Source organism: Marinobacter orientalis (genome assembly GCF_004792665.1).
GTDB classification, from domain to species: Bacteria; Pseudomonadota; Gammaproteobacteria; order Pseudomonadales; family Oleiphilaceae; genus Marinobacter; species Marinobacter orientalis.
This window is the reverse complement of the sequence record NZ_SRZX01000002.1, coordinates 225,582-238,777: the sequence shown is the minus strand read 5'-3', so window position 1 is coordinate 238,777 and position 13,196 is coordinate 225,582. Positions and strand designations below refer to the sequence as shown.

11 protein-coding genes are annotated in these 13,196 nt (G+C 47.5%); 9 read left to right on the top strand and 2 right to left on the bottom strand.

Going from position 1 to position 13,196, the window contains the following annotated elements:
- The first annotated feature begins 41 nt into the window (after nucleotides 1–41).
- Complete coding sequence (locus DIT72_RS09355; RefSeq protein ID WP_135954977.1) at nucleotides 42–1,214, top strand: CoF synthetase; 1,173 nt, start codon at nucleotides 42–44, stop codon at nucleotides 1,212–1,214.
- A gap of 45 nt (nucleotides 1,215–1,259) precedes the next feature.
- Nucleotides 1,260–2,270 (top strand): glycosyltransferase, encoded by a 1,011-nt coding sequence (locus DIT72_RS09350; protein WP_135954976.1) that lies wholly within the window; start codon nucleotides 1,260–1,262, stop codon nucleotides 2,268–2,270.
- A 96-nt stretch (nucleotides 2,271–2,366) separates the two neighbouring features.
- On the opposite strand, the gene DIT72_RS09345 is transcribed toward DIT72_RS09350, so the two are convergent.
- Nucleotides 2,367–3,551: a glycosyltransferase family 4 protein gene (locus tag DIT72_RS09345; protein ID WP_135954975.1), complete on the bottom strand. Its 1,185-nt coding sequence runs from the start codon at nucleotides 3,549–3,551 to the stop codon at nucleotides 2,367–2,369.
- 235 nt (nucleotides 3,552–3,786) lie between these two features.
- Between DIT72_RS09345 and DIT72_RS09340 the strand changes: the two genes are divergently transcribed.
- From DIT72_RS09340 to tnpC, 5 genes are all read left to right on the top strand, one after another.
- Entirely contained in the window at nucleotides 3,787–4,890 is a 1,104-nt protein-coding gene (locus tag DIT72_RS09340; protein WP_135954974.1) for a CapA family protein, read from the top strand.
- A 54-nt stretch (nucleotides 4,891–4,944) separates the two neighbouring features.
- On the top strand, nucleotides 4,945–5,694 hold the full coding sequence (locus DIT72_RS09335; RefSeq protein WP_135954973.1) for a hypothetical protein: 750 nt from the start codon (nucleotides 4,945–4,947) through the stop codon (nucleotides 5,692–5,694).
- Between the two features lie 224 nt (nucleotides 5,695–5,918).
- Nucleotides 5,919–6,293 (top strand): IS66-like element accessory protein TnpA, encoded by a 375-nt coding sequence (gene tnpA / locus DIT72_RS09330; protein WP_135954972.1) that lies wholly within the window; start codon nucleotides 5,919–5,921, stop codon nucleotides 6,291–6,293.
- Nucleotides 6,290–6,625, top strand: coding sequence for an IS66 family insertion sequence element accessory protein TnpB (gene tnpB / locus DIT72_RS09325; RefSeq protein WP_135954971.1), 336 nt, complete (start codon nucleotides 6,290–6,292; stop codon nucleotides 6,623–6,625). Before tnpA ends, tnpB begins: the two co-directional genes overlap by 4 nt.
- A 75-nt stretch (nucleotides 6,626–6,700) precedes the next feature.
- Nucleotides 6,701–8,245, top strand: a complete 1,545-nt coding sequence (gene tnpC / locus DIT72_RS09320) for an IS66 family transposase (protein WP_135954970.1) — start codon at nucleotides 6,701–6,703, stop codon at nucleotides 8,243–8,245.
- An 11-nt stretch (nucleotides 8,246–8,256) separates the two neighbouring features.
- On the opposite strand, the gene pth is transcribed toward tnpC, so the two are convergent.
- On the bottom strand, nucleotides 8,257–10,128 hold the full coding sequence (gene pth / locus DIT72_RS09315; protein ID WP_135954969.1) for an aminoacyl-tRNA hydrolase: 1,872 nt from the start codon (nucleotides 10,126–10,128) through the stop codon (nucleotides 8,257–8,259).
- Between the two features lie 110 nt (nucleotides 10,129–10,238).
- Between pth and DIT72_RS09310 the strand changes: the two genes are divergently transcribed.
- Both DIT72_RS09310 and DIT72_RS09305 read left to right on the top strand, forming a co-directional pair.
- The gene (locus DIT72_RS09310; RefSeq protein ID WP_135954968.1) at nucleotides 10,239–11,183 is read left to right on the top strand and encodes an IS5 family transposase; all 945 of its coding nucleotides are present in this window, start codon (nucleotides 10,239–10,241) and stop codon (nucleotides 11,181–11,183) included.
- 546 nt (nucleotides 11,184–11,729) lie between these two features.
- The gene (locus DIT72_RS09305) at nucleotides 11,730–13,187 is read left to right on the top strand and encodes a hypothetical protein (RefSeq protein ID WP_135954967.1); all 1,458 of its coding nucleotides are present in this window, start codon (nucleotides 11,730–11,732) and stop codon (nucleotides 13,185–13,187) included.
- Nucleotides 13,188–13,196 lie beyond the last annotated feature (9 nt).

Here is a 13,196-nt window from a genome sequence, read left to right as displayed (position 1 = left end):
TTCTGGTAACGGGCTTGCCTATCACCCGGTACAGGAAGGAAGTGGAAAACTTATGGAGGTTAAGCGAAGGAGAAAGGGCTGAAAATGTAGGCCGACTGTTGGCGTGTAATCGACCAATTAACGCTGCAGGTATAGAGGTAAGCGGACTGGAAGCTTTGAGGTCATCTCCGTCGTTGTCCAAAAAACAACTTCGTAACCAATCTATGAAGGGACAGGGAAAGAAGGGAGGATCCGGGTTTGGCCGCCATACAGCAGGTACAACAGGAGAACCTACCCAAATCTTACTTGACCGGAATGAGCTGGCCCGCATGCTAGGTGTTCGTGACTACTGCTTTCGGCATTATGGTGTAAAGCTTGGTTACAGAGAGGCCAGGTTATGGGGTAGGGCTGAAGCCGGCGTTAAATCGTGGCTCAGAAACTTTGTCATGAACAGGCGGGTTTTCCATCCGGTTGGACCCAAAGCGGAGGATGAGGTAGAAGCCCTGTTAAAGTGGCAACCCGATTATCTATACGGTTATGCCTCCCTGTTGCTCGAAGCCGCGAGGATTCTCGCGACTATGGACATTGAGTTTCATCCACCGAAATGTGTGGTGTGTACGGCGGAATCGATTCTCCCGGCTCAAAAGGCTTATATATCGCGCGTGTTTAAAGCACCGGTTGCAGAAGAATATGGTTCAACAGAGTTTGATGTCATTGCTTTCGAGTGTACCGAAGGCCACCGTCATCTCGTAAATCCTTGGTTGATCGTTGAAAATAGTGAACACGAATGCTTAGTCACCGACGTTTCTCGCCAAACACAAAGTCTTATAAAATATCAACTTGGGGATTCTCTTTCTATTTCCACTTCGTCGTGTCAGCGGTTGGGCAACTACCAGATTATTGACTGCCTTGAGGGGCGCTCCCTGGATCGTTTTTTTTATATTACTGAGCATGAGAAAGTTCACGCGACAATATTTCCACCGCTATTCGAAAAATATTTTTTTGAGAACAATGAGATCTTTGGGTTTACCGTGGTCCAAGTTGGTCTCTCTGAAGTAAACGTTTTAGTTGACGACTTGAATCAGTCTAGAAGAAAATATCTAAAATATTTTATTGAAAAAGAACTAAAGAATATTTTAAACGTAGATATTAATGTGTCAGTTATTTTGCAAGGGGGTGAAAAAATAGAGGGAAAACGAGGTTATTTTAAACAGCGAATTTCTGTACTTTCCTGAAATAAAAGAAGTATCTCAATGGTTTAAATAAACAAGGCTATCTGCATGTCTAAGAGATTATGGATTACTTGGGAAAATCATCGCCGATCTAAAGAGCTCGCTTCTGAATTTAGCGCAGACTACTACCCTTTAGTTTACGAAGCAAAGCGTCCACTCAGATACATATTGCTTACGATGAGAACTATTATGGTTTTACTAAATGAAAAGCCTAACGTCGTATTTTGCCAGAATCCGTCGATTTTTTTAACGGCGTTATTGGTATTTTTGAAAACAATATTTAACTATAGATTGGTCGTTGATAGGCATTCAAACTTCAAGTTTGAGCATAAAAATTCATCTTCGATAAAGTGGAGGATTTTCCAGCTTCTCAGCAAATGGACGATCAAAAAGGCAGATCTTACAATAGTTACAAATAAGTATTTGCAAAATATCTGTAATGGATATGGTGGAAACGCAATCATACTTCAGGATAAAATACCCAATTTAAGTAGAAAATTAAAACGCTCCCCTCCTTCGTTTATGAGAGAAATGAAAAAGCCCCAGGTGATGTTCGTCACGATGTTTGATCCTGATGAACCTGTTGATGAAATTATCAAAGCAGGCAAAAATCTTTCTGATTGTGTTTGTTATCTTTCGGGTAATTATAAAAAATACTACTCTAGTCTAGAAGCGGAAAAGCTTCTTGATTCTAACATTGTTCTGACTGGCTATGTTTCTGACGAGGACTATCTGTCCCTTATGGAAAATAGCGACCTAGTTGTTGTATTAACCAAAAAGGATTTCATATTGAATTGTGGTGGCTACGAAGCTATAGCTATGAATAAACCCCTTATCCTAAGTGATACTCCAACATTGCGTAGTTATTTTGGGTCGGCGGCTAAATATACAAAATGCAGAGTCAGTGAAATTCAGTATAAAATCATGGAGTCAGTTAATAATACCAATATTATGATCGAAAATACAACTATGCGGAAGTTGGAATTAGAAGATTCGTGGACGGTGAAGTTCGGCGCAGTGAGTGATGTTATTGATGACATTGTAAATAAAGTGAGTTAGTATAATTTTATATGCATAGTATTTATAGCAAAAAACCTATCGTGCCTGTGTAACATTAGGAAAACCGGTTTCAATTTGTAATGGTCAAAGGAAGCTTTAATTAAGAATATCAATGACTTCATTGAGTCGATCTCTATCATTGTCCCAATTATATTTTTCTAGAACAGCCCGATAGCCGTTTTCGCCCAGCTCCTGACGAACGTCCGGGCTTTTCAGGTATTCGAGCTTTTCAGCAATATCCGCTGGATCCAAGTCGCGACAGATGACGCCACAATGTGCTTCTTCGATGACGCGTTCAATTGGTAACACTTTTGTCGCTAAGACAGGAAGTCCCGCCAACATGTAGTCAAATATCTTATTGGGAATGGTGTGGTTCCAATGGCCACATACACGATAGGTCAAAGCACCAATGTTAGCGTTGGCCATGAGCTGGTCCACTTCCTCCTGTGAGAGCCAGCCATGTATTCGCACAGACTCTTCAATGTTCAGCCTTCTGACCAAATTTATCAATTTTTCCTTACTTGCACCCTTGCCGACAATGTCCACCTGAATAGTGTTTTTGGGGTTGCCTTTCTCGATGTAGCGGCCAACAGCCTCGACGAGTAAGTCCAGGCCTCTGAGTTCAGTCAGGAAGCCAACGTACACGATTCTGAGTACTTCATCGGTGTGTTTATGTCGGTGGCCGCTGTATTTGTCGATAGGTGGCGTATTACTGACTATGGTTACTTTTTCTTCTGGCACACCTAAGGCAACGAGCCGATCACGAGATTCCTCGATCATCACGATGATGTGGTCTACTTTTGGCAAAACAGTTTTTTCGTAACGCTCGGCGATGCTGGGATTTTTGACAATATTGTCTAGCCAAGACCGTTTGGAAAATTGTGCGGAAGACCTGTACATTTCCGGGTAGACCTCGGCCATGTCGAACACTACCTTTGCCGACCTGAAGCGGGCAATGAAGGTGGCAGCGCGAACTAGCGGAAGGTCCCGCACTATAATCACTGGTTTGGATACTCCCTGGATGGCCTTGAGGATGGTAAAGATCCAGAGTGGATTAAACCAAAGGGGCATGTTTGCCATTTTTTGGAGCGTTCCTGGTAATCTTTGGGTGCGTGGAACGCGGCGGATCTGAAACTCCGGGGTAGATTCATTCGTTGGCTTCTGATCAAGATTTCTGGCAATGATCGTGACAGTGTTGTTGGTTTCGTTGAGTGACTTCGCAAGCTTTTCTACGCGGACGTCCCAAGGGTAGTCTTCCTTGTATAAGATAAAAATCTCCAAACCTGATTAGCTCCCTTTAACAATGCTCGATAAGCAAATAGAGCTAACAGTTTACCAGTAACAGTTGGTTGCTGGGAGAAAAAATCGACAATTAAGACTTCGGCCTGTCTAGTGCGGTTAACAAGAATTCGCGCTACTATTGAGTTCATCGGATAGGCGAGTGCGAAGCGGCTCTGAAGGCAGGTCCAATTATCTTCAACGAAAAGTCAATTTATAGAAGCAATGGAACTAAATTATGAAGGATGAAGCAGCACTTACAATCGCAGCAATGGGTGATATATCATTGGGTGATCATCCAGTATGTGTTGGCCATGGAATGAGAAAAACTATTGGGCTCCATGGTGTTAAACTATTTTCTGATGTCAGGGAATATTGGTCAAATTGCGATGTTGTGTTGGGTAATCTCGAGACTGTGGCTTCTGATGCTGGATTACAATCAGAAAAGTTATCTTCTTTTGAGATGCGTGGAGATCCAGCAGCGCTATCCATTCTCAAAGAGGTAGGCTTTAATGTTTTGAACGTTGCAAATAATCACTCTATGCAGCATGGTAAAGATGCTTTCAGTGATACAGTTACTAGGCTAAAAAATATTGGTGTTGAATCGATTGGTGTTGATGACAAAAAAGTTGGGAAAACGATTCCTTTTGTATATGAAAAATCAGGAATTCGGAATGTGTTCCTAGGCTATTCAATACGTCCAGAAGAATGGATTAAAGATACGATTCCATATAGCTATAGACGTCATGAAGATGCTTTGCTTACAGAGGTGAGGGATTTCAGGAAGGAAGTCAATGGGGCTGTAGTAGTCTCGATCCATTGGGGATTGGAGTATTTGGGCTACCCTGGACCTGAACAATTAGAGCTTGGCAGAAAACTTGTAGATGCCGGTGCTGACGTAATAATCGGCCACCACCCACATGTTTTGCAACCCTATGAATATTATAATGGTGGGTTGATAATGTATAGTTTAGGAAACTTCTTATTCGATCTTTGGCATCCAGAAACAAAGCCTACGGTGATTGCACTAATAACTATTAGCCATGGTTGCATTCCAAAAGTAGAATTTAAGCCCGTATATATCGACTCGCGGTTTTTTCCTAGAAAGGCTAACCCCGAGCAATGTGAAGTAGTAAAACGTTTAATATCCTTTGATGCTCAAAGCATTGACTCTATATTTAAACTATCTCCTGGTGAATACCGGGATAGGTATAAGAATAACCTGGCAATGCTTAGGCCGAGGAAGTATAGATATTTCATAAAGAACATCTATCGGTACCCATTTTCAATTATCTTTCAGTCTTTGATGAGGACCTGCTATAGACGACTTACCGGAAACTGATTTATCGAATTATTATAAAATTTAATCGCAGGGAGATATTTTAAAGGAGGGTAGATGAATAATACAGTCGATATTTTATGGACCGGTGGATGGGACTCCACTTTCCGAGTGATTGGCCTATTGGAGTCGGGTTACACAGTTAATCCACATTACTTAGTGGATCCGGGGCGCCCTTCAGGAGAGGTTGAAATAAAAACTATTTCTGAGATCAAAGATATATTAAATAGTGAATATGGGAATAGAATCTTAGATTTAAAGACGGTGCATGTAGAGTCAATTCCCATTTCGAATGAAATTTCAGATGCTTTTGATCAGATTAGAAAACAGCATTTTATCGGTAGCCAATATAAATGGCTTGCAGCATATGCGTTAAAAAATGATTTTGAATTTCTGGAACTTTCTATACATAAGCAAGATCACGCATGTGAAGTTATTTCCGAATTCGTCCTTGAGGATTCGTGTGGGAGGTTTGTTTTAGGTAAAAATGCGCCTTTGGCAGTAAGAAAGATTTTCGAAAAATTTTCATATCCGATTATTGATAAAAGTAAATCCGATATGAAAAATGAATTACCCAGTGAAATTTCCAAGAGAGTAATGGCTCTCACTTGGTTTTGCCACACTCCAGCGTTCGGGCGTTATCCCTGCGGGCATTGTAATCCTTGCATATATACAGCAAAGGAGGGGTTGATTGAGCGTTTGCCCTGGCATGCCAAGATCAGGTTCTATATTCGCATATACCCACGACTAAAGAATATTTTAGTGAAGTTTCCTAAAATTAATAGTGCTCTACTTAAGTTTAAATGACTCAGTTATTATTTTATGCTGCTACCAGCAGGGCGTTAACCCCGAATCTTTAACCACCTCTCAATTCATTCTGTTTGGAAAGAAGAGCAGCACGAAATTTGGGTTAACCCTCTTGAGAACGTAATAGATTTTCGGTTTCGTTGTAAGCGTCCGGTGATCCGATCTTGAGCCTGGCGCTGCCGCCGTCAGGATAGTGTCCACTTATTTTCTAGTGGACACTTAACATGAACGACTTAAGCGTAACCAAGCCCTACCGACGCCGTCGCCGGTTTTCCCGGGAATTCAAAGCCGAGATTGTTGCCCAATGTCTGGAACCCGGTGCTTCCGTTTCCCGGATCTCGCTGGATAACGGTCTCAACGCCAACATGGTCCGGCGCTGGATGAGTGAAGCGCAGCGAGCGGATAAAACACCAGCAACACCGGGATTTGTTCCGGTTAATCTGCCAGCGGCAACCTCTGCACCGAGCCACCAATCGGTCTCGAACAAGCCTAGCACCATCCGCATCGAGATTCCCCGCGCCGGTGGCTCGGTCGTGGTGGAGTGGCCGGCGGAGCAGGCTCACCAGTGTGCTGCTTTGCTACGGGACCTGCTGGGATGATTCGCATTGATGAGATCTGGTTGGCCACCGAGCCACTGGATATGCGGGCCGGACCAGACAAAGCGCTGGCACGGGTTATTCAGGTCTTTGGTTCGGCCAGGCCTCATTGTGCTTATCTGTTCGCCAACAAACGGGGCAACCGGATGAAGGTACTGATCCACGATGGCCTCGGCATCTGGCTCTGCGCCCGTCGGCTGAACCGGGGCAAGTTCCACTGGGGCGAAACCTGGCGCGGTGACCAACTGCGACTGACTGAGGAACAGCTCTCAGCGCTGGTTCAGGGCCTGCCCTGGCAACGCCTTGGGGCTGACGGCGTTATCTCCATCCTGTAACCACAAGTACCGTGTTATCGCTATAGCCAAAACTGCGAATCGCTTGCAGCACAAGGGCTTGGCATACTAACGGGCATGACTCAGCGCCCCGATCTCGACCAACTCTCTGCCGATCAGCTCCGTGCTCTCGCGACGGAACTGTTCGATCGTGTCGAGACCAAGGACCGGGCGCTGGTGCGCAGCAATGTCATCATTGAGAAGCTGACCCACGAAGTGGCCATCCTTAAGCGCCACAAGTACGCTCGCCGGAGTGAGCAACTGGACGCCGTCCAGGGAAAACTGCTGGACGAGCTGATCGACAGCGACCTTGCTGCTATCGAGGTCGAGCTAGATCAGGCGATGACCGAGGAACAGAAAGCCGCTCGGCCCAAGCAGCAACCCAAGCGAACACCGCTTCCGCCAGAACTGCCCCGGACCCTGATCCACCACGAGCCTGAAAACACCCAGTGCCGCTGCGGTTGTCAGCTCAAGCGCATCGGCGAGGACGTCAGCGAGAAGCTGGATTACGTGCCCGGCGAGTTCACCGTGGAGCGTCACATCCGGTGTAAGTGGGCCTGCAACGAATGCGAGACCTTGATCCAGGCACCAGTACCACCGCAGGTGATCGACAAGGGAATACCTACCTCCGGTCTGTTGGCTCAGGTGCTGGTGGCCAAGTACGCCGACCACCTGCCACTGTACCGCCAGGAACGCATCTTCGGCCGAGCTGGCCTCGAAATACCGCGCTCCACTCTGGCCGAATGGGTGGGTGCCTGCGGCGTGCAGTTGCAGCCCCTGGTGGATGCGCTGAGAAGCACTCTGCTGGAGCACGGCGTTCTGCATGCCGATGAAACACCGGTCAGCATGCTGGCCCCGGGTAAGAAAAAGACTCATAAGGCTTACGTCTGGGCTTACTGCACCACACCGTTCTCGGACCTGAAAGCCACCGTTTATGACTTCGCTCCCAGCCGTGCAGGCGAACACGCCCGCACCTTCCTGGGTGACTGGCAGGGCAAACTGGTCTGTGATGATTACGCAGGCTACAAGGCTGGGTTCGGCAACGGCATTACCGAGATCGGTTGCATGGCTCATGCCCGACGTAAGTTCTACGACCTGCACGAAGCCAACAAGAGCGAACTAGCAGCTAAAGCCCTGGAATACATCGGCGGACTCTACGAAATAGAGCGGGACACCAAAGATCTACCGCCGGACAAACGGCAGGAAATCCGGGAAACAAAAGCCCGACCGATTGCCGATGCACTGCATCAGTGGATGCTGGCGCATCGCCAGAAAGTGCCGGATGGCTCCGGCACGGCCAAAGCGTTGGACTACAGCCTCAAACGCTGGAAAGCGCTGACGCGCTACCTGGACGATGGCGCTGTGCCCATCGACAATAACTGGGTGGAAAACCAGATCCGGCCCTGGGCGCTGGGCCGTTCCAACTGGCTGTTCGCGGGATCACTACGCAGTGGTCAGCGTGCTGCGGCGGTTATGACACTGATCCAGTCAGCAAAGCTGAACGGTCATGATCCCTATGCCTACCTGAAAGATGTGCTGACCCGGCTGCCGGCGCAAAAGAACAACGCCATCGACGAGCTATTGCCCCACAACTGGAAGCCGACTATACCTGACAAGGTGTGATGGCCAGACGCTTACGTTTCGTTTGCGCGTACCGGTGCTGCTGTCTCTCTCAGTAAGATATCTATCGCTCGATCAATGCCTTTCTCCAGAGCAGTTTCGTCAGAGCGGGAAAGTGGACGTAGGACAGATGTTTTAGCGGTTCCAGCATCGTCCGCGCGTCTTGCTCCAATTCTCAGACGCTTAATGTTACTGGAACCAAGCGAAGCAATCACGGATTTCAAACCTCTGTGGCCTGCGTCGCCTCCTCCCTGTTTCAGTTTCGCTTGGCCCAGAGTTAAATCCATTTCATCATGGACAACCCAGCAGCTGTTTATGTTTGCGCCTATACGCTCAAGGAATAACCGCGTTGGAGGGCCACTGTTATTTATTTTTGCTGCGGGTTTGAACAAGCTCAGAGTTTCTCCTGCGATATTAATCTCGCACACCAACCCCTCTGAACAGCTAATCCAAGATCCGTGACTTTTTTTTGCCATCCGATCCAGTAAGCGATATCCGGCATTGTGCGGCGTGTTTTGATATTTAGACCCAGGATTGCCTAGCCCTATGATTACTTTCCTCCCTGAGTCATGCCCAGCTAATGGCATATTATTTGTGCTATCACTGTTGTCTTTAGTTAGTACGGTAGCTGGGTTGGAAGGTATCGGCTTGTACAGCTTTGAACAGTCCCCACAAAAGCTCTGAATGCCACAACGACTGACCCAGCAACTAACAGGTTTTTGCGTGTTATACATTAGCCGTACCAAATGATCTGCCTTGTTAGAGCCCTTTAGAAGTACCAAATCTCCAGGCTCAAGGAGAGCGTTCAGAAATGCGGCTGCCTCTCGTATCTCGCTAAATGCGTGAAGGTTCTGAATGCCTGTATCTCCCTTTGCTTTCGCCGCCCTCGGCGCGTGAGGACCGACGAAAATAACAATATCTCCGACTTCAAGAGCTTGCTTAGCTACTTTGGGATAGAGCTTAGATGCAGATAAGGAGTAATCAGAAAGGGTCCCGATAACAAGAATTTTTCTTTTTGCTTCAGCCTCTGCCATAAATTCGAGAGGGGCCGAGAAAGACCAATGGGGTGCTTTCCAATCATCCCGCAGAAACGTGATGTCACCGTCAGTAGAAACAACTTCCATCCTTCCTTCTGCCGGTTTAACTTCAGCGATGGCAGTCATCGCAGTCATAAGCGAAATGTCTGCAGCCAACCCGACTCCCAACGCTGAAAGTGCCGATAAAGCGAGATGTTTTCCGTGTAAGCCTGTTTTTGCCTGGTATACTCGCCCTTCGTATTCGACCTCAAGGGTTAGTGGTTCTGGCCAACTTGATCGTGCAGAAAGCAGTCTTAAATTTGCGCCTTTTGTCTCACCAACCCAAATAACTTTCTGGTCGCAGCTTTCACCTATGGCCCTGACCAACGGATCATCGATGTTCAAGACCGCCACGCCCTGGGCAGGCAACGCCTTAATAAGTTTGCTTTTTTCTCTTGCAATGGCCTCCAAACTTTTGTGAGCCTTGAAATGGTCACGAGCGATCAGGGTAAGTACGGCGATGCTGGGGGTAAACAAGCGAAGCGGCCTATCCATGTCTCCAGGATTGCCGCCTGACACCTCGAGAACGCAGAATCTGTGGCGCGGACGGACCTTTAGCAAAATTTGTGAAATGCCGTCAGGGTAATTCAGAGACCTCGGAGTGCTGTGACATTCACCTGCCGTGCGAAGAATGTTTGCGGAGAGATCTTTGGCTGTCGTTTTGCCTGCACTCCCAGTTATGCCTATGAAGGATACGTTCTTTAATCTTTTACTGTAAATGAACGCCAACCAAAATCGCAGGAGGTGCACACAATATCGTAAGCTCTTGTAGAGATAGTTCCACGCCTTATCTCGCACACGACGGATCATTGTCTTTCACTCCAGTAAAATACGGGCCAGAAATGCTAAGGAGACTCTGAATAAGTCTCAAAATCAGCAATAATACGGCCATCGCCAACTGCATAGGATTCGTTGCCGCCATGGATCAGATAACCTTCTCCGAAGCTGAGTACCAGAACAAGAAGCGTAAGACCCGCCGCGAGATCTTTCTGGAACGGATGGACAAGCTGATTCCCTGGAAGCAATTGGAAAAGAAGGTAGCCCGTTATTACCCCAAGGGCCAGAACGGTCGGCCTCCCTATCCACTGTCTGCCATGCTGCGAGTTCACTGCATGCAGTTGTTCTATAACCTGAGCGACCCGGCGATGGAAGATGCTCTTTACGAGATCGAATCTATGCGGCACTTTGCCGGTCTGAAGCTGGACCGCTTGCCGGACGAAACCACCATTCTTAACTTCCGGCATTTCCTGGAGCAGCACGGTCTTGGCAAGGCGCTGTTTAAAGAGGTGAATAAACACTTGGAGAAAAACGGCCTGATGCTGCGTGAAGGCAGCATCGTAGATGCCACCATTATCTCTGCTCCCAGCTCCACCAAGAACAGCACTGGCATGCGCGATCCGGAAATGCATCAGACCAAGAAAGGCAACGAATGGCACTTCGGCATGAAGATGCACATTGGTGTCGACGACGCTCTGGGTCTGATTCATAGCATTGATACCACCGCTGCCAACGTGCATGACATCGTAACCACCGACAAGCTGCTGCACGGTGAAGAGCAACGAGTTTTCGGCGATGCCGGGTACCTTGGCATTCAAAAGCGGGATGAGCATAAGCATCGCGAACACGTCTCTTGGTTCATTGCCAAACGGCCTGGCACCCGCAAGAAGCTGGATGCAGACAAGCTGAAAGCTGAGAAAATCAAAGTCAGTGTTCGTGCCAAGGTCGAGCATCCCTTCCGGTACATAAAGCAGGTCTTTGGTTATGGCAAGGTCCGCTATCGCGGTCTTGCCAAGAACAACAACCGGCTGCATTTGCTGGCCGCCTTCAGCAACCTGCTGATCGGTGAAAAATACATGCTGGCGTAGGGCCAGTGCGCCTGTTTTCCACCAAAATGGCGGGAAACGGGCAAGAAACGCACAAATAACGGGAAAACAATGTCTGAATCTTCGATTTTTTGCCGGCTAAAACCAAGACAGGCAAAAATCAGCAGTTATTCAGACCTTCCCTAATAAAAGGATAGCATGCCTATAATTATAACCCCCGAAAAATTGCGGTTGACAGCGGTGCTCAAAAGTGGAATTTTCCGGAAGCGGCACACAGGGAGGAAGCCTTTGAGGGAAGTGGTAAAGCCATCTCGTCGCTGTTGGAAGGCGGAAAAACCTGAAAGGGAAGGGGCTGGTTTGTGAATTTCATGCAGGAGGATAAGAGGATTGCCGTAGCTACCGGCAGTTTTCCGGGAGAGCTACGCTTACGGGTCTTTAACTGGCAGTGGGCCTGCTCCCGCATGTAAAGTGTTAACAGCACATTGAGTATTGTTTCCTTTTGCAATTTTTGAACTCAACACCCATTGTTAAACTCCGTTTTGCTCGAGAATGGCAACTGAATAGCCCATTTGAAAAGAGGTAATTTTAATGTCGCCGGCTCATCTCAAAAGAAAACTCGAGTTATCGTCTCTATCGCTGAGTCTTATTTTCTCAGCTTTTCAAGTTAGTGCTGCTCCCACAATCGGCAGTGTCAATAAAATAGATGAACCAACTGCCGAAAAGGGCCAAATAATGCGCGTTCAAGGCAGCGGGTTCCATGACAAGAAATCTGGCCCAGCGGTTCTCTATGATCATGGCGATATCGCCTGGGAAGGTGGAAACTTAAACAGTCATCAGGCAGATTTTGAGGATATGCAGCTGATCCAGCGTATTGACGCTGATCCTCAAACACTTTGGGCCAAACCCAGCCTGCCTGACGAGAGAAACACGGGTGTTTTACTTGCAAAGAGCAGGGATAGTAGGTTTGGAACGGAAGGTTCACATTATTATGCGAGCGGTAATAATAACTTTCTGGGTTGGCCGACGGCTCATGGGGGTATTGAGGTAGACTCGAACTCCAAAGCGATGTATGCGGGGTTTTGGATGAAAATTCCGTTTGATCCCAACTATTTTTATGCGATACCTGCAGATGCGGATTCCTCCGGGTTCATTGAGGGAAATGAGGGGCAGTACGGTGAAAGAATTGAGGTTGAGGGCGAGGCCGGATATGGAAGAATCATTTCCTATGAACCGGACCTCGGTTCTCTAGCTCACGGTTGGATTTTCTTTGAGCCGCCGCGAGGGCTAGAAACCAGTTTGAAAGGTAAGAAAATTACGGGTCTGACATCTAAATCGGTAATTGTGTTCCCAGAGACTCCATCGTTGGCAAAATTTGATGAAAATGGGTACATAACGCCTGGCGGTAAATATGCGAGGTTTTGGTCAGATGAGCGAGGTTCCGGTTATCGTTTTTCGATGGGGACTGCAGGAGTTCCGGGGACCGGGGGGGCGCTTTGGGCGAATAACTTTGGGAATCTTTCCCCGACACCGGGGGAATGGAACTTTTTCGAGGTGGCTCTTAATGTTGGCGATTCGACCCGCGGCCTGAAACCTTCATTGCGTGTAAGCATTAATGGAAAAACATTCGTTGAGGGCACTGAAGAATGGGTTGAAAATATGCTCACTGCAACGGAAGAGAAGGGCCTGTACGACGAAAGTGCTGTAACGATTGCTCTTTTAGGCATCGGTGACTTCAGAACAATTCCCTTCAGCTTCGATCTTGACGACATCTATCTGGATGATACGTTGCAGCGTGTCAAGGTCTGTTCCGCTCCGACCATTGATGCGGTGCGTTCTGGAGAGGGAGCCTGTGAACTTCAGCACATTACCAAGTGGGACCCGTCGGTCATCGAGTTCGAATTATACGGGGGAGCGTTGAATGGGACGACAACAGACCTTTTTCTCTACGTCTTTGACGAGAGAGGTGTTCCCAACAGTAACGGGTACCCGATATCAGGGCTGTTTGGTAGCTCTCCCAATTCACCCGTGTCAGTTTCAATCAAATAAAAGGATGTT